The 19,651-nt window shown below is 34.9% G+C and carries 23 protein-coding genes and 1 riboswitch; of the genes, 6 read left to right on the forward strand and 17 right to left on the reverse strand.

Going from position 1 to position 19,651, the window contains the following annotated elements:
• Positions 1-52: 52 nt before the first annotated feature.
• The gene (locus tag EGX70_RS03675) at positions 53-442 is read right to left on the reverse strand and encodes a DUF4430 domain-containing protein (RefSeq protein ID WP_000759944.1); all 390 of its coding nucleotides are present in this window, start codon (positions 440-442) and stop codon (positions 53-55) included.
• Positions 426-950, reverse strand: coding sequence for an ECF transporter S component (locus EGX70_RS03680; protein WP_000594806.1), 525 nt, complete (start codon positions 948-950; stop codon positions 426-428). The genes EGX70_RS03675 and EGX70_RS03680 overlap by 17 nt, the downstream gene beginning before the upstream one ends.
• A gap of 155 nt (positions 951-1,105) precedes the next feature.
• Between EGX70_RS03680 and EGX70_RS03685 the strand changes: the two genes are divergently transcribed.
• Complete coding sequence (locus EGX70_RS03685; protein WP_001254339.1) at positions 1,106-1,954, forward strand: glycoside hydrolase family 25 protein; 849 nt, start codon at positions 1,106-1,108, stop codon at positions 1,952-1,954.
• A gap of 32 nt (positions 1,955-1,986) precedes the next feature.
• Here EGX70_RS03685 and EGX70_RS03690 read toward each other — a convergent pair whose 3' ends face one another.
• Positions 1,987-2,604, reverse strand: a complete 618-nt coding sequence (locus EGX70_RS03690) for an SDR family oxidoreductase (protein WP_000404306.1) — start codon at positions 2,602-2,604, stop codon at positions 1,987-1,989.
• Positions 2,605-2,898: 294 nt separating this feature from the next.
• Between EGX70_RS03690 and EGX70_RS03695 the strand changes: the two genes are divergently transcribed.
• Both EGX70_RS03695 and EGX70_RS03700 read left to right on the forward strand, forming a co-directional pair.
• Complete coding sequence (locus EGX70_RS03695; protein WP_000038843.1) at positions 2,899-3,372, forward strand: aminoacyl-tRNA deacylase; 474 nt, start codon at positions 2,899-2,901, stop codon at positions 3,370-3,372.
• A gap of 21 nt (positions 3,373-3,393) precedes the next feature.
• Entirely contained in the window at positions 3,394-4,035 is a 642-nt protein-coding gene (locus tag EGX70_RS03700; RefSeq protein WP_000675284.1) for a histidine phosphatase family protein, read from the forward strand.
• A gap of 35 nt (positions 4,036-4,070) precedes the next feature.
• On the opposite strand, the gene EGX70_RS03705 is transcribed toward EGX70_RS03700, so the two are convergent.
• Positions 4,071-4,973 carry an HAD family hydrolase gene (locus tag EGX70_RS03705; RefSeq protein ID WP_000633102.1) on the reverse strand — a complete coding sequence of 301 codons (903 nt, stop codon included), beginning with the start codon at positions 4,971-4,973 and terminating at the stop codon, positions 4,071-4,073.
• A gap of 174 nt (positions 4,974-5,147) precedes the next feature.
• Here EGX70_RS03705 and lysS point away from each other — a divergent pair, with 174 nt between their 5' ends.
• Positions 5,148-6,638, forward strand: a complete 1,491-nt coding sequence (gene lysS / locus EGX70_RS03710) for a lysine--tRNA ligase (RefSeq protein ID WP_000070708.1) — start codon at positions 5,148-5,150, stop codon at positions 6,636-6,638.
• A gap of 74 nt (positions 6,639-6,712) precedes the next feature.
• Here lysS and ribE read toward each other — a convergent pair whose 3' ends face one another.
• Genes ribE through ribD form a run of 4 tightly spaced genes read right to left on the reverse strand, consistent with a single transcriptional unit; the run spans position 6,713 to position 10,149 of the window.
• Positions 6,713-7,183, reverse strand: coding sequence for a 6,7-dimethyl-8-ribityllumazine synthase (ribE, locus tag EGX70_RS03715; RefSeq protein WP_000152414.1), 471 nt, complete (start codon positions 7,181-7,183; stop codon positions 6,713-6,715).
• A gap of 14 nt (positions 7,184-7,197) precedes the next feature.
• The gene (locus tag EGX70_RS03720) at positions 7,198-8,391 is read right to left on the reverse strand and encodes a bifunctional 3,4-dihydroxy-2-butanone-4-phosphate synthase/GTP cyclohydrolase II (protein ID WP_123947935.1); all 1,194 of its coding nucleotides are present in this window, start codon (positions 8,389-8,391) and stop codon (positions 7,198-7,200) included.
• A gap of 17 nt (positions 8,392-8,408) precedes the next feature.
• Positions 8,409-9,059, reverse strand: a complete 651-nt coding sequence (locus EGX70_RS03725; protein ID WP_000493859.1) for a riboflavin synthase — start codon at positions 9,057-9,059, stop codon at positions 8,409-8,411.
• Positions 9,040-10,149, reverse strand: a complete 1,110-nt coding sequence (ribD, locus tag EGX70_RS03730; protein ID WP_000976000.1) for a bifunctional diaminohydroxyphosphoribosylaminopyrimidine deaminase/5-amino-6-(5-phosphoribosylamino)uracil reductase RibD — start codon at positions 10,147-10,149, stop codon at positions 9,040-9,042. Before ribD ends, EGX70_RS03725 begins: the two co-directional genes overlap by 20 nt.
• A 193-nt stretch (positions 10,150-10,342) precedes the next feature.
• A riboswitch (FMN riboswitch) is annotated at positions 10,343-10,457 on the reverse strand.
• A gap of 420 nt (positions 10,458-10,877) precedes the next feature.
• Between ribD and EGX70_RS03735 the strand changes: the two genes are divergently transcribed.
• Positions 10,878-12,218, forward strand: coding sequence for an Nramp family divalent metal transporter (locus EGX70_RS03735; protein WP_001073014.1), 1,341 nt, complete (start codon positions 10,878-10,880; stop codon positions 12,216-12,218).
• A gap of 101 nt (positions 12,219-12,319) precedes the next feature.
• On the opposite strand, the gene EGX70_RS03740 is transcribed toward EGX70_RS03735, so the two are convergent.
• The 4 genes from EGX70_RS03740 to EGX70_RS03755 form a co-directional block, all read right to left on the reverse strand.
• Positions 12,320-13,117 carry a tryptophan-rich sensory protein gene (locus EGX70_RS03740; protein ID WP_000618024.1) on the reverse strand — a complete coding sequence of 266 codons (798 nt, stop codon included), beginning with the start codon at positions 13,115-13,117 and terminating at the stop codon, positions 12,320-12,322.
• A gap of 123 nt (positions 13,118-13,240) precedes the next feature.
• Positions 13,241-13,453, reverse strand: a complete 213-nt coding sequence (locus EGX70_RS03745; protein WP_001288869.1) for a YdbC family protein — start codon at positions 13,451-13,453, stop codon at positions 13,241-13,243.
• Positions 13,454-13,579: 126 nt separating this feature from the next.
• Positions 13,580-14,866, reverse strand: coding sequence for a U32 family peptidase (locus tag EGX70_RS03750; protein ID WP_000073157.1), 1,287 nt, complete (start codon positions 14,864-14,866; stop codon positions 13,580-13,582).
• Between the two features lie 129 nt (positions 14,867-14,995).
• Positions 14,996-15,922 carry a peptidase U32 family protein gene (locus tag EGX70_RS03755; RefSeq protein ID WP_016480044.1) on the reverse strand — a complete coding sequence of 309 codons (927 nt, stop codon included), beginning with the start codon at positions 15,920-15,922 and terminating at the stop codon, positions 14,996-14,998.
• 339 nt (positions 15,923-16,261) lie between these two features.
• Between EGX70_RS03755 and EGX70_RS03760 the strand changes: the two genes are divergently transcribed.
• Complete coding sequence (locus EGX70_RS03760; RefSeq protein ID WP_000097985.1) at positions 16,262-16,537, forward strand: DUF3270 domain-containing protein; 276 nt, start codon at positions 16,262-16,264, stop codon at positions 16,535-16,537.
• Positions 16,538-16,577: 40 nt separating this feature from the next.
• Here the strand turns inward: EGX70_RS03760 and EGX70_RS03765 are convergent, their stop codons facing one another.
• From EGX70_RS03765 to EGX70_RS03790, 5 genes are all read right to left on the reverse strand, one after another.
• Positions 16,578-17,009 (reverse strand): YtxH domain-containing protein, encoded by a 432-nt coding sequence (locus EGX70_RS03765; RefSeq protein ID WP_123947937.1) that lies wholly within the window; start codon positions 17,007-17,009, stop codon positions 16,578-16,580.
• Complete coding sequence (locus tag EGX70_RS03770; RefSeq protein WP_000569599.1) at positions 17,006-17,404, reverse strand: DUF948 domain-containing protein; 399 nt, start codon at positions 17,402-17,404, stop codon at positions 17,006-17,008. Before EGX70_RS03770 ends, EGX70_RS03765 begins: the two co-directional genes overlap by 4 nt.
• A gap of 14 nt (positions 17,405-17,418) precedes the next feature.
• Entirely contained in the window at positions 17,419-18,192 is a 774-nt protein-coding gene (lgt, locus tag EGX70_RS03775) for a prolipoprotein diacylglyceryl transferase (protein ID WP_000609732.1), read from the reverse strand.
• Complete coding sequence (hprK, locus tag EGX70_RS03780; protein WP_000301753.1) at positions 18,185-19,120, reverse strand: HPr(Ser) kinase/phosphatase; 936 nt, start codon at positions 19,118-19,120, stop codon at positions 18,185-18,187. Before hprK ends, lgt begins: the two co-directional genes overlap by 8 nt.
• 227 nt (positions 19,121-19,347) lie before the next feature.
• The gene (locus EGX70_RS03790; RefSeq protein ID WP_000842478.1) at positions 19,348-19,611 is read right to left on the reverse strand and encodes a PspC domain-containing protein; all 264 of its coding nucleotides are present in this window, start codon (positions 19,609-19,611) and stop codon (positions 19,348-19,350) included.
• Between the last annotated feature and the right edge of the window lie 40 nt (positions 19,612-19,651).

The raw sequence follows: 19,651 nt of genomic DNA on the forward strand, positions 1-19,651 counted from the left end.
GCCTTTCAAAAACATAAAAACAAGTTGGAGATATCTCCAACTTGTTTTTATCTTATTTTTTGTAAACTTCCTGATAAAATTCAATTTTGTCATTCTTTTTAACTTTAATTTGGTTTGCTGCCTTAGGAGCTAATTTATTATTGACCTTGAACATCCAATAAAGCCCTTTGGTTTCATCTTGGCTGATGCCATCAATTGAAGTAATGAAACCATCTTTTTCTTTAACTTTATAGTTAGCTTTAAGCACATCCAAAACAGTATCACCTTTATGGTAAACAACCTTTTCACTTAACACGTTCGTATCTTCTTTAACCACCAATTCAACCTTACCAACTTCTAACGTTGAGCTAGTTGTTGTCTTATTCGATGTAGATGGTTGCCCGCAAGCTACTAAAGTTGTAGCGAATACTGTTAGCAAGAATAATTTAATGTATTTTTTCATTCCTAAATCTCCTTAAAATCGGTAACAAAAGAGGATAAAATAAACAAGTTGATAAAGCGTGTGCCATATTAAAACTAAGTCCTGCTAATACATAAGTCCACCAAGGCATATGATATAACCAAGCAAAACAGGTATCAATAATGACGCCATAAACAACCCCTAACCCTCCTGCAAAGAAAGTTTGAAGTACTACCTCCGTTATTTTACCAAAACATACAGCTTTTGTCAGCGGATATATCAGAAATTTCCACAAGCATAAAATTAAAGTGAAGGAAATGATTTGCAAAAAGACCCATGGCCCAAAGCCCATTAAAAAAGAAGAAACTAGCATTGTTATAGTTACAGTAGCTACACCTTCTTTTAAATCGAATAAGACAACTGTAATCAAAAAAATGGCAGTAATTGGCTGAATGTTAGGCAGAGGCGCAAAAGCATATCTCAACACAACACACAAAGCAGATAATATAGCGACTCTAGTCAATTTAGTTAAAGTTGAATTCTTTATCATGTCTTTAATTATACCTCAAAACTATGACTACCGCTTAAAAGTCTTTTTTATTACAATTTCATTTCTAATGTTACATAAACGACCTCTTTTTTAAAAGAACGTAAATAAGCCTGTAAACTTTGATTTTTTAAACCTTTTAAGTTACAATATCAATAATGAGAAGAAGAATTAAACCTATTGTTGTTGCGGTTTTTTTCAGTTTATTTGGACTTTTATTAATTATTGGTCATTTACATTCGACAAATACTTTGAAAAAAGAATTAGTTGAAGCTAAAAAGACAATTCCATCCGTAAAAGCTTCAAAAGTACCGCAAAAATCAACATCATCGAAAGATAAAGAGTTTGTTCTTAAACCGATTATCGATGTCTCTGGTTGGCAACTTCCTAAGGAGATTGATTACGATACGCTTTCAAAAAATATTTCAGGTGTTGTTATTCGTGTCTTTGGTGGATCAAAGATATCTAAGACTAATAACGCTGCTTATACAACTGGAATCGATAAATCGTTTAAGACCCATATCAAAGAATTTCAAAAGCGAAATATCCCAGTAGCTGTCTACAGTTATGCACTTGGTTCAAGTGTTAAAGAAATGAAAGAAGAGGCTCAGATATTTTATAAGAATGCAGCTCCTTACAAACCAACTTTTTATTGGATTGACGTAGAAGAGGAGACAATGTCTAACATGAATAAAGGTGTCCAAGCATTCCGAAAAGAATTAAAAAGACTTGGTGCTAAAAATGTTGGTATCTACATTGGTACTTACTTTATGACTGAGCAAGGCATCTCTGTAAAAGGATTTGACGCTGTTTGGATTCCAACTTATGGTAGCGATTCTGGATACTATGAAGCGGCTCCGCAAACTGAACTTAAATACGATTTACACCAATACACCTCTCAAGGTTATCTACCAGGATTCAATCAACCGCTTGATTTAAATCAAATTGCAGTTAATAAAGACAAGAAGAAAACTTATGAGAAACTTTTTGGAAAAGTAAAAGAGTAAAAGCTACTGTTAACAGTAGCTTTTTTGATAAACTATTTATTATTTAATTCTTCAATAGAAAGGATTTTTTGGGTTGGTTTTTTCCTAAGCGTAGTAACGATTGCTTCTGCCACTATCACAACCTTAGTTGGAAAGACCTTTTGTACAACAATACCTAAGAAAGGCAAATGACTAAATAACTTTATACACTTGGCTTGGAAAATCGAGAGAGGTCGCTCTTCACCATACATCAAATCTGGTCTTACAAAAAGATAATCCAGACCGCTTGCTTTGATTATCTGCTCTGCCTTCCTTTTACTTTTAATGTAAGCTGAATAGCCGCTGTTGGCTGAAATATAAACTAACTTTGGTATTTGATTTTTGTGACAGAGTGCTACTGCTTTTTGGGTTGCTTTAACGTTAAGCTCATCTAGTTGATTGGGCTTAATCGCTCCAATACAGTCAATTAATATATCAAAAGTTCTGTCTTCTAAATGAATCTTATCAGCTTCTGTAATATCTCCCCTAATGTAGGTTAATCTAGGATCCTTAAATATATCACCTTTACCTTCATGTCTTGATAAGTAAGCCACTTTATGCCCTTTTGTAAGCGCTGCTTTTATTATCTGCTTTCCTAAAAAACCACTACCACCTGCAATCAGTATTTCCATAGTTCCCTCTCCTTCATTTTGTAAATTTAGTATAGAAATTTTTATATGCCTTGTCAAAGTAATCGTTTAATACCTGACCACGGTATGATTTCAAGTCATTACATCAGGACACTTCATATTTAGCTATTTATAAAACTTCTAATTTAACATTCCAAATAGTACTGTTGCGATATTTATTATCATTATTCCCTGAAATGGTATTCAAGCTTATTTCTAAGAGTCAGTAGAAATTTACTATAATCATCTTTAAATGTTATAATAAATATGAAACAAACTTATTAGTTAAGGGTCATTATGAGTAAAAAGAATAAAATCAAAAAAACTTTAGTTGATCAAATTTTAGATAAAGCAAAAATCGAACATGATAGTCTACAATTGGATGCTTTACAGGGAGATTTACCCAACGGTATTCAAAAACAAGATATCTTTAAGACATTAGCGCTAATCGGTGATAAAACCGGTCCCATAATAGGTATCTTACCTCTCACCGAGCATTTATCCGAAAAAAAGTTAGCTAAAATTTCAGGAAACAAAAAGGTACAAATGATACCTCAAAAAGATCTCCAGAAAATAACCGGTTATATTCACGGAGCAAATAATCCAATTGGAATTCGCCAAAAACATAATTACCCTATTTTTATCGATACTATCGCTTTAGAAAAACAAGAACTCATTGTCTCTGCAGGAGAAATTGGACGTTCTATTCGTATTAATAGTGAGGTTCTTGCAGATTTCGTAAATGCTAAATTTGCCGATATAAAGGAATAATAATTAGGATTGGAGAAAAATATGAAATTTTATCTTGTTAGACACGGAAAAACACAATGGAATTTAGAGGGGCGTTTCCAAGGTGCTAACGGAGACTCACCTCTCCTTGAAGAAGCTATTGAAGAATTAGAAGAACTTGGACAATACCTATCATCTATTCATTTTGATGCTGTTTATTCTAGCGACTTAGGTCGTGCTAGAGATACTGTTAATATCCTCAATGATGCTAATTCATGCCCAAAAGAAATCCACTATACTCCTCAACTTCGTGAATGGGCATTGGGAACTTTAGAAGGTTGTAAAATTGCAACTATGCAAGCTATCTATCCTCGTCAAATGACCGCATTTTATCAAAATCCCTTACAATTTAAACATGACATGTTCGGTGCAGAATCTCTTTATCAGACAACGCATCGTGTAGAGAGTTTCTTACGTTCTCTAGCTTCAAAAAATTACGACAAGGTCCTTATTGTAGGACATGGAGCAAACCTAACTGCGTCTATTCGTTCCTTACTGGGTTATCAATATGGTAGTTTACACTACAAAGATAAACTTGATAATGCCAGCCTCACAATCATAGAAACTCATGATTTTAAAGACTTCAACTGTCTGACTTGGAACGATAAATCTTATTTAAGGCAAGAGGTCAAAATGACACACTAAAATAATCCACTAGATTCATCTAGTGGATTATTTAATTATCTAGCATACTTCATGCGTAATACTTTTTCTTGTTTTGCAGTTAGGCGCAGTAAAATAACAACTTTGTCAACGCTCATATTACTCTCAAGCAGACGCTCTGCTGCCATCATTAAACCATTATTAAGTCCCATTTCAAGGACTGGATTACTTTTATCGTTGATATCAAAAATAAATTTATTATCAGGTAAGTCAAACAACACTTTAACAGCACCGAATAATTGCTCAAAGTTATCAATAGCAACATCATAAACTGGTTTAATTCCCGGTTTTAAAGAACGTCCTCTATGGTTGAACCACATAGAATGCCAACCACCATTAAATGCACCCATAATATCATTATCATATGAATCACCCACATAAAGTGTAGTTGAAGGGTTCATATCAAATTGCTCTGCTGCTAAATTAAAAATCTCCTTTTCAGGCTTTTGAAAACCAGTTGCTTGACTAACTATAACACGTTTTGGATCAACATAGTCATAAAGTCCCAATTTTTTAACTTTTTTCAATTGATGTTCCGTAGGACCATTTGTAATAATTCCCATTGGTACATTTTTTGATTTCAAAAAGTCAAGTGTCATACGCATCTCATCAAGCATTGTAATATTTTCAAGTTCATGTTCGTATATTTCTTGAAAATAAATACCAGTAGCTTCGTCAATTTCACGATAACCAAACTCTAAAAGCGTTTCTTTGCATCGCCAGAAACGAAAATATTCTGTTGTCCATTCACCAGCCATTACTCGTGGAAAGCCAATATCTGAATAATGACGAAAGCGAATATAAGCTTGGTTAATAGCGCTCATATCAAAATCAGGAAAGCATTTCTCCACAGCAATACGGTAAGGTGCTTGTTGATCGTAAATCGTATCATCAACATCAAAAACAATTGAAGTAATCATGATTATCCTTTTCTTTCTGAATTTTCAATTGTTAATTATACCTTTTTCTACCCTTATTTTCAAATGGTGAAAAGTCTATTAAAAATGAGAATAACACCAGAAACTCATAAAATAAATTATGAATTATCAGTGTTTTTGTGGTACAATAGGATGAATACTAACTTGGAGGAAATTATGTCTAACCAACATATTGAAGAATTAAATGACCAACAGATTGTTCGTCGTGAAAAAATGGCTGCTTTGACTGAACAAGGCATTGATCCTTTTGGTAAACGATTTGAACGTACAGCAACATCTGGTCAATTAAATGAAAAATACGCTGACAAATCAAAAGAAGACTTGCACGACATTGAAGAAACTGCTACAATCGCTGGTCGTTTAATGACTAAGCGCGGTAAGGGGAAAGTTGGCTTTGCGCATATCCAAGATCGCGAAGGTCAAATTCAAATTTATGTCCGTAAAGATTCTGTTGGCGAAGAAAACTACGAAATCTTTAAAAAAGCTGATTTAGGTGACTTCCTTGGTGTTGAAGGGCAAGTAATGCGTACAGATATGGGAGAACTTTCTATCAAGGCTACTCATATTACTCACCTTTCAAAAGCACTCCGTCCACTTCCTGAAAAATTCCACGGCCTAACTGATATTGAAACAATCTATCGTAAACGTCATCTTGATTTAATCTCAAATCGTGACAGCTTTGACCGTTTTGTAACACGCTCAAAAATCATTTCAGAAATTCGTCGCTTTATGGATAGCAATGGTTTCTTAGAGGTTGAAACACCTGTTCTTCATAATGAAGCTGGTGGTGCTTCTGCTCGCCCATTTATCACACATCACAATGCACAAGACATTGACATGGTTCTTCGTATCGCAACTGAATTGCATCTAAAACGTCTTATTGTAGGTGGTATGGAGCGTGTTTATGAAATCGGACGTATTTTCCGTAATGAAGGGATGGATGCAACCCACAATCCAGAGTTCACATCTATTGAAGCCTACCAAGCCTATGCTGACTACCAGGATATTATGGACTTGACAGAAGGTATTATCCAGCATGTTACAAAAACTGTAAAAGGTGATGGACCAATTAATTATCAAGGCACAGAAATTAAAATTAATGAACCATTCAAACGTGTTCATATGGTTGATGCGGTTAAAGAAATCACTGGTATTGACTTCTGGAAAGAAATGACTCTTGAAGAAGCACAAGCTTTGGCACAAGAAAAAAATGTTCCGCTTGAAAAACATTTCACAACAGTTGGTCACATCATTAATGCCTTCTTCGAAGAATTTGTTGAAGACACTTTAATTCAACCAACTTTTGTCTTTGGTCATCCAGTTGAAGTGTCTCCACTTGCTAAGAAAAATGATACAGACCCTCGTTTTACAGACCGTTTCGAACTCTTTATCATGACTAAAGAATACGCTAATGCTTTTACAGAATTAAATGACCCAATTGATCAGCTATCTCGCTTTGAAGCACAAGCATCTGCTAAAGAACTTGGCGATGATGAAGCAACTGGAGTTGATTACGATTATGTTGAAGCACTTGAATATGGTATGCCACCTACTGGTGGACTAGGTATTGGTATCGACCGTCTCTGTATGCTGTTAACTGATACAACAACTATCCGAGACGTCCTACTTTTCCCTACAATGAAATAAGAATATATTAAAACCCATCCTTATTTAAGGTGGGTTTTAATATTACCTCTACTGAACTTTGTTAGGTTTCTGATTTATCGCTCACGCAATTTTTTATCAAGGTTCACCATTTCAATAGCCGAAAGAGCACAATCATAACCTTTATTTCCTGCTTTTGTTCCTGCCCTCTCAATAGCTTGTTCGATGTTATCCGTTGTTAGAACACCAAAGATATGAGGGATATCTGACTGGCTATTTAAATGACCAATACCTTTTGTCACCTCATTACAAACATAATCATAATGATCAGTGCTGCCTTTAATGACTACCCCAAGACAGATAATAGCATCATAATCTTTATATAATGCCATTTTTCTAGCCATATAGGGGATTTCAAAAGCACCAGGTACCCATACAATATCTATATCTTCTTCTGAAACACCATGTCTCAGCAGTCCATCTACTGCTCCTGATAATAATTTAGATGTAATCAATTCATTGAAACGTGAGACTACGATTCCTATTTTCATTTCGTTTGCCACTAATTGTCCTTCAATAATTGTCATTTTTTCTTCCTCCTTTAATCTAAAAGATGTCCCATTTTTTCTTTTTTAGTTTTTAAATAATTAAGGTCATAAGCTGTTGCTGCCACCTGTAATGGCACTCTGTTTTTGACGCAAATTCCTTCTGCTTCAAGTTGTTGGATTTTATCTGGATTATTGGTTAGTAAGTTTATAGAATTTATACCTAAATCTTTTAAAAGTTGAGCACTAACTCCATAGTCTCTCTCATCTCCTTCAAAACCTAAAGCCAAATTAGCTTCTAAAGTATCTAAGCCTTCTTCTTGCAAATGATAAGCTTTTAACTTATTAATCAAACCAATTCCTCGACCTTCCTGTCTCATATAAAGAAGGACTCCACGACCTTCAGCCTCTATTTGTTGGAGGGCATTAGCCAGTTGTTCCCCACAATCACATCTCAAGGAATGAAAGACATCACCTGTCAAACATTCTGAGTGTAAACGACATAAAACATCTTCACCACTACTAATATCCCCTTTAACAAGGGCAACATGTTCCTTATTTGCCACAACTTCGCTATATCCATAAGCCGTAAAATGACCGAATTGCGTTGGTAGCTGAATCTCAATTTCTCTAACCACCCCTCCCTCTTCTTGACGTCTATAGTCTTGCAATTGTTTTATGGTAGCGATAGCTAAATCGTGCTTTTGAGCAAATGCTAATAACTCATCCTTTCTCATCATACTACCATCTTCAGCCATTATTTCACAACAAAGTCCACATTCCTTTAATCCAGCTAAACGACATAGATCAACGGTTGCTTCAGTATGTCCATTTCTAGCTAAAACACCTCCTTCCTTGGCTAACAAGGGAAATAAGTGCCCAGGACGTCTAAAGTCTTTAGCTTTGCTACTGTCGTTAGCAACCATCTTAGCTGTCAAAGCTCTATCTTCCGCAGAAATCCCAGTACTAGTTGATAGATGATCAATAGATATGGTAAAAGCTGTTTCATGATTATCAGTATTATGGCTAGCCATTTGAGCTAATTCTAACTTTTCAGCATAGTAATTAGACAGAGGTAAGCAAATTAATCCTTTCCCAAATTTAGCCATAAAATTAATCGACTCTTTTGTCACCATTTCAGCCGCACAAATAAGGTCTCCTTCATTCTCTCTATTTTCGTCATCCATCAACACTACCATTTTCCCTGATTTGATGTCTTGTAAAAGGTTTTTTATTGGACTAAAGGCCATTAGCTTTCTCCTCTCTCTTAGTAGCCATTTTCTGATAAAAAAGACCAATCCATTACCGATGAAGTGTGATTAGTTCTATTAGTGGGTGCTAAAAATTTCTCAGCATATTTGCCTAAAACATCCACTTCGATATTTAATAAATCCCCAACCTTTTTTAAGGATAGATTAGTTTGAGCCATCGTGTGGGGAATGACCGAAACTTCAAAAGAATGCTCTGTAAATGATACCACTGTTAAGCTAATCCCATCTAGAGCCACCGAACCTTTCTCTATAATATAAGACATAATACTAGGTGGAGCATCAATTGAAAATCTGACAGCAATATCATCTTTTTGGATTTTTTCTATTTTTCCAACCCCATCCACATGTCCAAGAACAAAATGCCCCCCTAACCTTGAGTCACTTCTGAGTGCTAATTCTAAGTTAACTTTAGAATGAAGTCGTAAAGCAGCTAAGCTTGTTCGCATCATACTTTCTGGCATGACGTCTGCTATAAAAGCTGTTTCACTTTTGTCAAGAACCGTCAAACAAACACCATTAACAGCTACGCTATCCCCTTTTCTTAATAAAGGGACTAGTTTGGGAGCATCAATACTTAATTGTTGGGACTTTATGCCATTCCGAATACGACTGACTTGACCCATTTCCTCAATAATTCCTGTAAACATAATGTTCTACCTTTCCTTCAATAACAACGTCAGAATCCATACGACTAAGTTCAATATCTTTTACTCTGAAAGCTTGGTTAAGCCAATCCAAACCTTCTCCAGAAATAGCTGTTTTTGCTTTCAGACCTCCTATTATTTTGGGTGCAATAAAAACAATTAGTCTGTTAACAATACCAGCTTTTAAAGCTGAAAAATGTAAACTACTTCCTCCTTCAATAAGAAGGCTATCAATCCCTTCTTGTCCTAAAATAGTCATTAATACTTTCAAATCCAGCTTTCCATCTTTTCTTGGGACCTTAATCAAACGGCAACCCATTTCTTTTAATGTTTGTTGCTGAGCAAGATTATCTGAACATGTTGCAATCCATGTTGGTATTGTTTTAGCGCTCTTAACTAGGTAAGAGTCTAAAGGTATCTTCAACTGACTATCACATACGATCCTCACAAGCGCTTCACCTTTAGGAATACGGCAAGTTAAACGTGGATTATCAGCTAATACAGTATTGATACCGACCATAATAGCACTACATTTTTGCCTCAATTTCTGAACAGATTGTCTTGAGTGCTCATTTGATATCCACTTAGAATCGCCCGTCTTTGTAGCTATCTTCCCATCTAAAGTCATAGCATATTTCAAATAAACAAAAGGCTGCTTATAGGTCATGTAAAAAATAAATCTTTCATTCAGAGCATCGCATTCTTCTCTTAAGATACCAACTTCAACATTTAAACCTTCTTTTCTCAACAAGGCAATCCCTTTTCCTGAAACTAAAGGATTTGGATCTAAACTTCCAACTACTACTTTTTTGATACCAGATTTAATAAGAGCTTCAGTACAAGGTGGTTGCTTACCAACATGACAGCATGGTTCTAAAGTCACGTACAGAGTACTTCCAGAGATATCCTCATCAGCATTTTTAATAGCCTGTCTTTCCGCATGTAAATCTCCAAATCGTTTATGATAACCTTTGGAAATTATACGATCATCTTTAACAATAACAGCACCTACTAATGGGTTGGGAGCAACGAACCCCATACCTTTCTCAGCCTCTTTCAAGGCTAATGCCATGTAGTCTTCTTTTTTCATCATTTCCTTTTTCCTTCTAAAATAAAAACCCTTAGCTTCTAAAATAGAAAACTAAGGGGAGGGATGAGAAGTCGTTGATTATACTAATTAGCATTATATTTTAGGTAGCACAAAAAAACTAAAGACTCCCTATAGAAAACTATAGGGAGTCTCTCATTAATCCAGCACAAATAAACTGCAAGTAGCAGACAATCACTGAATTCTTCTCTCATCCAGACTTTACTGTCGGTACTGGAATCACACCAGTTCATGCTCGAAAGCTCGCGGACTATACCGCCGGTTAGGATTTTCACCTGACCCCGAAGAAATTCTATTTGACAGTTATTTTACTAAACTCATTTTTATTTGTCAATAAAAATAATGTGTTTTTTATTATAAAATAATAATTAAGTAGCTCATCTATTCTTATCTCTACAAGACAGTATATCTATACCATAAAGCAATCTTTCGAACTAATCAAACAAGAATCGCTAGTATTATTGGATTATATTTCTTAAAAAATTCACTACAGATATAGTTTACTCCACTTAAATAACTTAGGTAAATCTACGGAACTAAAAATAATCGATAGAAATCTGTTATTTTGTTATTTCAAATGTAACTGTTAAGAAAATAATTCTCTAAATACTAAACAGCACCTCAATTGATTATTAAGTAGCGTTAATTTTTAATTGTTTTTCTATTTTCTATTTGTTATAATAGCTTGAGATTACTAGAAAGTATAGTATTACATGAATCAAAATCATTCCGTCAAAAGATCCTTATCCGAAGTTAATCAGAGCGTTGAGGTTCCTCACAATAGCTCTTTTTGGAACACTTTAAGAGCTTTTCTTGGACCTGGAGCTTTGGTTGCAGTTGGTTATATGGATCCAGGTAACTGGATTACTAGCGTTATTGGTGGAGCTACCTATCGTTACTTACTATTGTTTGTTGTTTTAGTATCTTCTTTGATGGCGATGCAATTACAACAAATGGCTGGCAAGCTTGGCATTGTTACACGACAGGACTTAGCACAAGCAACAGCTTCTCGACTCCCAAAACCGCTTCGTTACCTGCTATTTATTATCATTGAGTTAGCCCTTATCGCTACTGATTTAGCAGAAGTCATTGGCTCTGCCATTGCTCTTCACTTATTATTTGGCTGGCCCCTGTTACTGTCTATCATGATTACTATTTTGGATGTATTCTTACTTTTACTCTTAATGAAGTTAGGCGTCCAAAAAATTGAAGCCTTTGTTTCTGTTCTCATATTGACAATTTTGATAATCTTTACATATTTAGTTGTTTTATCACAACCTGATTTAGATGCTATGTTCAAAGGATTTTTACCACACCATGAGCTTTTTAACATATCACATGAAGGGAAAAATAGTCCTTTAACCCTCGCTCTTGGCATTATCGGCGCAACAGTCATGCCACATAATCTTTATTTACATTCTTCTTTATCTCAGACTAGACGCGTGGATTATCATAATAAATCTTCAATAAAAAAAGCTGTACGTTTCATGACCTTAGATTCTAACATTCAGCTATCACTTGCATTTGTCGTGAATTCGCTACTATTAGTCTTAGGAGCTAGTCTATTTTATGGGCATGCTAATGATATCAGTGCCTTTTCTCAAATGTATCTTGCCCTATCTGATAAAACTATTACTGGTGCAGTAGCCAGTTCTTTCCTTTCTACCCTTTTTGCAGTTGCCCTACTAGCAAGTGGTCAAAATTCAACGATTACAGGTACTTTAACAGGACAAATCGTTATGGAAGGTTTCCTTCACTTCAAATTACCTCAATGGTTAATAAGGCTTTGTACTAGATTATTAACTCTTCTTCCAATTTTTGTTATCGCCCTACTAGTTGGAGGCGAAGAAAATACGTTAGATCAACTAATCGTCTATTCACAAGTTTTTCTTTCCTTAGCTTTACCATTTTCAATCTTTCCATTGATTTATTTCACGTCGCAAAAATCAATTATGGGAGAGCATGCTAATGCTAAATGGAATACCTATTTAGCATACCTTGTCGCCATCATTTTAACATTACTCAATTTGAAATTAATCATGGATTTACTTTAATACAATACAAAAAAGCCCCACTAATGAACTGAACCTCTATCATGAGACATACATCTAATGATAGAGGAAAGTACATAATGATGGAGCTTTTTGTATTTCTTTCAAAGAACCCGTGAGTAAGGGCTAGTATTTTTTTGCTTGTACCTCTCCTTGACATTATAATAACCGATGATGAAAAACGATACGCCAAGGATAATTGCTGCAATCAAAGATAAAATTTGGATACTAAAATATAGGTGTTGAAAATTTCCTTCTAAATGTGCTTTAAAAACCATCAACCAAGCCCAAAAAACGGATAAGATTAAGTAAGCATTTTGTAATACTCTAGCTAGGTAAAGACTTAAAACAGTTATAAAAATCAAGGCAATGATAGCTATATATACCTTTGGTAATGGGTAATTAAAATCAATTTTAACTAAGTAGACCGCTAAATTGACCAATGACGCAACTAGCAACCATCCTGCATGAATTCCAAATGTTATTCTAAGCAGTAATTTTGATTTATTTTTACTTAGTATCTTGATAATGATAACCAGAAGAATACAGTAAGCAAAAATTATTATTGTTGATAGGCCAATCAAATTACTCGTAAAAAATACAGTCCATATATTATTAACTAATAGAAGACCCAAAAAGTATGGAAAAATGCTAGCAAAGTTATCTTGGTAAGATTGACTCTTACTGAATATAGCTCTTAATATTACTAAAAAGGTCAATAAATAGATGACTGACCAAATTGAAAAGGCTAATGGTGCTGGTGTCAAGAGCGTTTGATAACGATCAGACAGACTCTTCTGACTGTTCCCTGTTAAAAAACCTGTTGCGGATAAATAATTCACTATTATTGTTAAGATAAAGACTAACAATAACACCTTACTTTTAAATGAATGTCTAATCATAGAGGCCTCCTTTTACCTCCATTATAATTCTTTTAGTTTAAAAATTCTATTTTTTTAATCAATATGTTTACTGAATACTCGTTTGTCTCGACAAAAAAAGTGGTTTTTGAAACCACTTTTTATTTATTTACGAAAAGCATCTAAAATGACTTTAAATTCTTCATTAGATAAAGTGATACCTTTACCCATTTTTGTATGATCTGGACTCCATGTACGCAAATCAAATTTAGCTGGCGCTCCGTTGAAGCTCACACGATTCAACTCTTTTGTCCAACCTTTTTCATTTTCAGATAGGACCAATAACTTCTCAACAATTTCAAATGTAAATTCTGACATTTTATACCTCCACTTATACTATTCGTTATTTTTATAGCTTTTTGTTCTATTTAAATGAACTTCTTCTATTTTAACAATTTTTAGTAATATTGACCATGTAAAATGACAAAATAGTTATAAAAGTATCTAAGCTCTTACAGTCTTGCTAGTACCATCATTTTGATAAAGGTTCACTAATCCTTCTTTACAAGCACGAATCATATCCCCTTTTTTTACTGGATTTGGTAATGTTATGGTTAATAATTCCATCGGATTTGGAGCACGGTCTATTTTATTTCCTTCAGCATCACGCAGACCATCAATAAAACATTCAAAGTGACGGAAGCCAGGACCATAGAATTCTACGCGATCTCCTTCCATAATAACATTACGCTGACGAATTGTAGCCTCCATTTTAGCATTGTCAAATGAAACCACTTCCCCAACAAATTTGTATTGAGGAATTTTACGACGAGCTCCAAAGAGTTGTTCATTTTCAGTTGGTGTATGGTAGTAAAAACCTGTTGCTAATTCGCGTTGTGCAACCTTCCAAAGTTCATCAATCAAGTCTTCTTTAATAGCTTCAAAAGCTTCTGGACTTTCCATATAGGCATCTACAGCAGCTTTATAGCAATTAGTTACTGTAGAAACATAATGAATGGATTTCATACGTCCTTCTATTTTTAAACTATCTACACCATTTTCAATCATATCTGGAATATGCTCAATCATACACATATCCACAGCTGACATTGAGAAAGGTTCTGGAATCTCGCCTTTTAACGATTGACGTTCTTGTCCAAATGGCATATCGTAGAGGTCATATTTCCAACGACATGACTGAGAGCAACCGCCACGATTAGCATCACGATGGCTCATATGGTTTGATAGAACACATCGTCCTGAGTATGAAATACACATCGCGCCATGAACAAATGCTTCTATCTCAACATCTGTCCTCTTCCTGATTTCAGCCAACTCTGCCATAGTAACCTCACGTGCTAATACGACACGAGTAAGCCCCATCTCTTTCCAAAATTCAAAAGTTTCATAGTTCGTGGAAGAGGCTTGAGTTGACAAATGAATTTCTAAGCCTGGTGCTTCTGTAGCACAAATAACAATAAGAGCAGGATCTGAAACAATGACTGCATCTAGTCCCATATCACGTAATTCACGAAACCACGGACCTGCCCCAAGCTCATTACCTTCATGAGTAACCATATTAGCCGCTACATAAACTTTAGCATCTCTTGCATGAGCATAGTTTATTCCCTCTTGTAACTCTTCCATAGAAAAGTTACCAGCTCTACTTCGAAGACCATACGCTTGACCTCCAACAAATACAGCATCTGCTCCATAATCAATAGCAACTTTTAATTTTTCTAGTGTTCCTGCAGGTGATAAAACCTCAGGGCGTTTTTTTACATTAGACATCTTATATTTCCTTCTATTTTCAAGATAAAAGAATTATTTTCTATCTTAATTAACATACCAATCGATATGCAGTTCTTAGTGTAATTGGCTACGCTTTGAAATAGAAAACTTTCACGTAGCAAATAAATCTTATTTTACTGTTGATGGGTCAAAATCATAAAATCCAGTATCTAAACCACGTCCTTTAGGGTGCAGTTTTCTAATTCGTTCATCAAACAAGAAAGCCTGAGCCTGAGTGAATGTTCCATTTTCAATCAAACGAGCTGTTTCGACAAAAATTTCAGCAATAGCAACAAAATTATCTCCTGGACAATAAATACCATCTAATTTCCAGTGAGTAAAGTGATGTTCAACTAGTTCAGTCACTTTAGTCATCATATTGATATCATTGTTAATAAAAATATGAGTCCCATGCTTATCTTCGTAAATAGAATAGTGACTTTCTGGATCACCTGGTTCTGCTAAAAAAAGACCACGCTCACGTGTTTTTTCATCAGTGATATGAGTAAAATTATAATAGTTTTGCAATAACGGACGCTTAGAGTGATGAATTACAGAAGCCCCATAAACTAAAATCTCAGCAGGAAATTCAAGATTCTCAGACATCTTAAAAAGTTCTTCAGAAGGTATTTCACGTGCTAAAACCGTTTCTACTGCTCCATGTTGTCCCCAAAAATTAACTTGACGACTTGATGTAACGAAGACAGAAGTGTCGTAGATAAGTTTGAAGTTATAACCATCACGCTTGTTGATATAAAATACTCCTGCATCACCAACTACCAAATAATCCACATTAATTTCTTTCATCAACTCCAAAAATGGTTTGATATTATCCATCATCTCTTGATGCATGAGTGCATTACAAGCTACTGTCAATTCTTTACCAGCATCATGTACTAATTTAGCGATTTCACGCAATTCATCGTCTGAAAATGAATGTGGTAAACGAAGACCGTAATTTTCTTCCCCTACATAGATGCGGTCAATTCCTATTGCTAGCAATTGCTTTACTTGTTCAATAGATTCAGCTGTCGCTGTCAAAATTATTTTTTCCATAATTAGTATTATAACAAACTTTCAGCATTTTTAAGCATATTTCTTGACAAGAATAAATAAAAATATTCTTTTCGAAAATTATATCACTTTAGAGGTTAAGCACTATCAGATAAGAAAAAATATAGTATTGTAATATTATATAAAATTATATCTATTTTTTCTTTTCCAATTTAAAAAAGTAAGGAAAGTAGTAAAAAATACTTTTAGTATTCTACTACTAATATGGGCAATGTTTTTGTTTTTTTGAGAAAAAACCTTTATTTTAACTCATAGTATCAAAAAACTAGTGACAAACTCTATTATTTGTGATATGATATGCTAGTATCAAAGGAGAAAGCTATGTCATCACCACTTAAGCAAGAGCAAACTCACGAAAGCAAAACAGAGCAAGCTCAACCAAAATTTCAAGTATTTCAAGAATTTGATCACAGTGCTAAGTTGCGTGAGCTAGTCTTTTTTGCTCGTATCGCTCTCTTCAGTATAACCACTGTGCTAATCTCTTTCTTATTACTAGCACTAAGTTTAACACCTGTCTGGAGTTTCTTACTAGCGATGCTGGCAAGTCTAGCAGTTACATCTGCAGTCTCTTCATTCATTTGGTCACTCAGACAATAAAAATCTCATAAAAAAGAAGCTACTTATAGTAGCTTCTTTTTTAATTTTCTTTATCTTCTGTGTTTTCTTTATAATCAATGACAATATCTTCTACTTTTGTTTCAGGAGCCTTATCTTCTTTTTTAGCAGTATCCTCGTCTGAGAATTTTGATTTAGCTTGATTGACAAAATCATTAGCAAAGTCAACTACTTCTCCGCTTTTTTCCTTAACGGCTGAGACGATATCCTCTGTTGTCAATTCACCTGATTCAAATTTACCTTTATAATCTTTAAAAGTATCAACAGCTAAATTTGAATATTCACTTGCTTTATCTTTAGCTATTTGATGATATTCTTCTGGATTTTCTTTATATTCTCCATAGAATTTTTCTGCATTTTTCCTTAGCTCTTTTCCTTTTTTTGTTGTTAAAAAATAAGCTGCTGCTGCACCTGATGCAGCACTGATAACTAAAGTTTTAAATAATTTACTCATTTTTTGTCTCCTTTTTTACGAAAAATTTTTGAAGCCGCTTTTCCAATAGCTAAAGCTGAACCTGCCTTAGTAACACTTGAGGTTGCACTACTTGCCTTTTGTCCAATATGTCTTGCCTGTAGGTTTAAATCAGATACAGATTCTGATAAGTCAGCAATAGCTACAAAAAGAGGATCAATAGTAGATACTTTACCATTAACATCATCAACTAAAACATTAGCTTTGGCTAAAATTTCATTAGTTTGGTAAAGAGTCACGTTAACATCGCTTGTTAATACTTTAATAGTTTGCTTGGTTTCCTCAATCGTTTCTGATACTTTTTTCAGAACGAAAAGTATTCCTAAAACTAAAACAACAAACGCAATGGCAATAATTAATACAGCAATTTCTATCATAATACCTCCTCTGTTTAATAATATGAAATATGTTGTTCACGACGACGATAAATAATCATGACAATTCCGATAATAACTAAAATAACTGATAACCATTGTGACACGCGCAAACCCGCCAAATAAAGGCTATCTGTCCTCATCCCTTCAATAATGAACCGTCCACATCCATACCAAACTAAATAAAAACATGCCACTTCACCTTGTTTTAAAGTGCGCGGTCGATGACGAATAGACATGATGATGACAAAACCTAGGAAGTTCCAAAGAGACTCATATAAAAATGTAGGTACTCGGTAAGCTCCATCAATATACATTTGATTTTTTATAAAGTTTGGTACGTAATTCAGATTTTTTACTGCCCTACCGTATGCTTCTTGATTAATAAAATTCCCCCACCTACCTATGGCTTGGGCAATCATCACTCCTGGAGCAGCAATATCCAGAAAATCAATGGGATTAATCAAGCGACGATATGAAAAAATCACAAGGAGAATGGCCCCGGTAATTAACCCTCCGTAAATAGCAATACCGCCATTCCAGATGGCGATAATCTCTACTGGGTGCTTAGAGTAATAAGCCCATTCGAAGATAACATAATAAATACGAGCTCCAACAATGGATAGTGGAAAAGCCATGAGAATGAAATCTAGAATATCATCCGACTTAATGTTCTTACGAGGGGCCTCTTTCATTGCTAAGTAAACTGCTAACAACATACCAGACACTATGCAAATAGCATACCAGCGAATAGAAAAGGGGCCTAATCGTATTGCTACTGGATTAATCATCATTGACCTCGTTCTGACTAATCAAATGTGTTAAACGATCCTCAAAAGTCTGGGTAGCATCAAACCCCATTTGTTTAGCTCTGTGATTCATAGCCGCTGCTTCAATAACTACTGACACGTTTCGGCCTGTTTTAACAGGAATACGTATCCGAGGAACCTTAACTCCAGATAATTCGATCTCTTCATTGCCATTCCCGAGTCTATCAAAAACTTTTCCAGTTTCAAAGTTTTCAAGGTATATAGCTAATTGCACTTGCGATGAATCTTTAACCGCACTAGCTCCATATAGGCTCATAATATCAATGATTCCCACACCTCTAATTTCAAGTAAATGACGTAATATCTCAGCAGGCTCTCCCCAAAGCGTCTCTTCGTCTTTAGCATAAACATCAACACGATCATCTGCTACCAAACGATGTCCTCGCTTAACTAGCTCTAGTCCTGTCTCACTCTTACCAATACCGGAATCACCTTGAATCAGAACACCCATACCATAGATATCCATCAAGACACCATGAACACTTGTCCTCTCAGCTAAGCAAGAATCTAAATACCAAGAAACTTCACCTGATAAACGACTTGTAGGGGCCTTACTTTGAAGAATAGCAATACCGGTATCTTTAGCCGCCTCATACATCTCTTCTGGAATTTCTAAATCACGTGCTACAACAATAGCTGGTGTTTCTTTTTGGAACATTTCACGTAACACTTGATAACGATTATGTCCTGTCATAGCCATTAAATATGACCACTCTTTCATACCAACAAGTTGCAAACGCTCTGGTGCATAATAATCAAAATACCCTGTCATTTCTAGACCAGGACGTGAAATGTCAGCTGTTGTAATCCGCTTAGATAATAGATGTTCATCACCATAGATGACATTTAACTTTAAGCGGTCAACTAACATTTGAACAGTAACTGCCATACTTACTCCTTCTTATAAAAGTGAATATCCCTATTGCTATACCCTACAATTTAAAGTTGAGCAAAGGTACTAAACACTTTCATTAATTTACACCCACATTATATCATACTTTTTACTAAAAGTAAGCGCTAACGCGTTTTTCTGAAAAAAAGAAGATATTTTGGAAAAGTGGTCTAAATAAAGCTAAGAAAAAAGGAGATTCATCTAGCAAATCTCCTTTATATGAATTACCAGAACCAACCGTCATCATCAACAGGTTCAGCATCTTTACGTCTTCTGGGACCTTGTCTTCTTGTTTCAATAATATCTTCTTTATAGGGTAAGAAAACAGCTAATAAAATATATAGCAAAAGACCAAATTTGGTAAAATACAAAATCAGTGCAATCAACACCCGTGAAAGAGCTAAATCCCAGTTATACTTATCAGCTAGACCGGCGACAACACCGCAGACCAACTTACCTTTTCGTTGTTTGTAGAAGCTTGATTTCATACCTATCCTTCTTTCTATCTACTCTATATTTTAATTATAA

This window comes from Streptococcus sp. FDAARGOS_522, assembly GCF_003812445.1.
In the GTDB taxonomy this organism is placed as follows: Bacteria; Bacillota; Bacilli; order Lactobacillales; family Streptococcaceae; genus Streptococcus; species Streptococcus agalactiae.

Excerpts from the sequence above, each read along its gene's own strand:
- EGX70_RS03675 (WP_000759944.1), bottom strand. The coding sequence starts at position 442 with ATGAAAAAATACATTAAATTATTCTTGCTAACAGTATTCGCTACAACT.
- EGX70_RS03680 (WP_000594806.1), bottom strand. The coding sequence starts at position 950 with ATGATAAAGAATTCAACTTTAACTAAATTGACTAGAGTCGCTATATTA.
- EGX70_RS03685 (WP_001254339.1), top strand. The coding sequence starts at position 1,106 with ATGAGAAGAAGAATTAAACCTATTGTTGTTGCGGTTTTTTTCAGTTTA.
- EGX70_RS03690 (WP_000404306.1), bottom strand. The coding sequence starts at position 2,604 with ATGGAAATACTGATTGCAGGTGGTAGTGGTTTTTTAGGAAAGCAGATA.
- EGX70_RS03695 (WP_000038843.1), top strand. The coding sequence starts at position 2,899 with ATGAGTAAAAAGAATAAAATCAAAAAAACTTTAGTTGATCAAATTTTA.
- EGX70_RS03700 (WP_000675284.1), top strand. The coding sequence starts at position 3,394 with ATGAAATTTTATCTTGTTAGACACGGAAAAACACAATGGAATTTAGAG.
- EGX70_RS03705 (WP_000633102.1), bottom strand. The coding sequence starts at position 4,973 with ATGATTACTTCAATTGTTTTTGATGTTGATGATACGATTTACGATCAA.
- lysS (WP_000070708.1), top strand. The coding sequence starts at position 5,148 with ATGTCTAACCAACATATTGAAGAATTAAATGACCAACAGATTGTTCGT.
- ribE (WP_000152414.1), bottom strand. The coding sequence starts at position 7,183 with ATGACAATTATTGAAGGACAATTAGTGGCAAACGAAATGAAAATAGGA.
- EGX70_RS03720 (WP_123947935.1), bottom strand. The coding sequence starts at position 8,391 with ATGGCCTTTAGTCCAATAAAAAACCTTTTACAAGACATCAAATCAGGG.
- EGX70_RS03725 (WP_000493859.1), bottom strand. The coding sequence starts at position 9,059 with ATGTTTACAGGAATTATTGAGGAAATGGGTCAAGTCAGTCGTATTCGG.
- ribD (WP_000976000.1), bottom strand. The coding sequence starts at position 10,149 with ATGATGAAAAAAGAAGACTACATGGCATTAGCCTTGAAAGAGGCTGAG.
- EGX70_RS03735 (WP_001073014.1), top strand. The coding sequence starts at position 10,878 with ATGAATCAAAATCATTCCGTCAAAAGATCCTTATCCGAAGTTAATCAG.
- EGX70_RS03740 (WP_000618024.1), bottom strand. The coding sequence starts at position 13,117 with ATGATTAGACATTCATTTAAAAGTAAGGTGTTATTGTTAGTCTTTATC.
- EGX70_RS03745 (WP_001288869.1), bottom strand. The coding sequence starts at position 13,453 with ATGTCAGAATTTACATTTGAAATTGTTGAGAAGTTATTGGTCCTATCT.
- EGX70_RS03750 (WP_000073157.1), bottom strand. The coding sequence starts at position 14,866 with ATGTCTAATGTAAAAAAACGCCCTGAGGTTTTATCACCTGCAGGAACA.
- EGX70_RS03755 (WP_016480044.1), bottom strand. The coding sequence starts at position 15,922 with ATGGAAAAAATAATTTTGACAGCGACAGCTGAATCTATTGAACAAGTA.
- EGX70_RS03760 (WP_000097985.1), top strand. The coding sequence starts at position 16,262 with ATGTCATCACCACTTAAGCAAGAGCAAACTCACGAAAGCAAAACAGAG.
- EGX70_RS03765 (WP_123947937.1), bottom strand. The coding sequence starts at position 17,009 with ATGAGTAAATTATTTAAAACTTTAGTTATCAGTGCTGCATCAGGTGCA.
- EGX70_RS03770 (WP_000569599.1), bottom strand. The coding sequence starts at position 17,404 with ATGATAGAAATTGCTGTATTAATTATTGCCATTGCGTTTGTTGTTTTA.
- lgt (WP_000609732.1), bottom strand. The coding sequence starts at position 18,192 with ATGATTAATCCAGTAGCAATACGATTAGGCCCCTTTTCTATTCGCTGG.
- hprK (WP_000301753.1), bottom strand. The coding sequence starts at position 19,120 with ATGGCAGTTACTGTTCAAATGTTAGTTGACCGCTTAAAGTTAAATGTC.
- EGX70_RS03790 (WP_000842478.1), bottom strand. The coding sequence starts at position 19,611 with ATGAAATCAAGCTTCTACAAACAACGAAAAGGTAAGTTGGTCTGCGGT.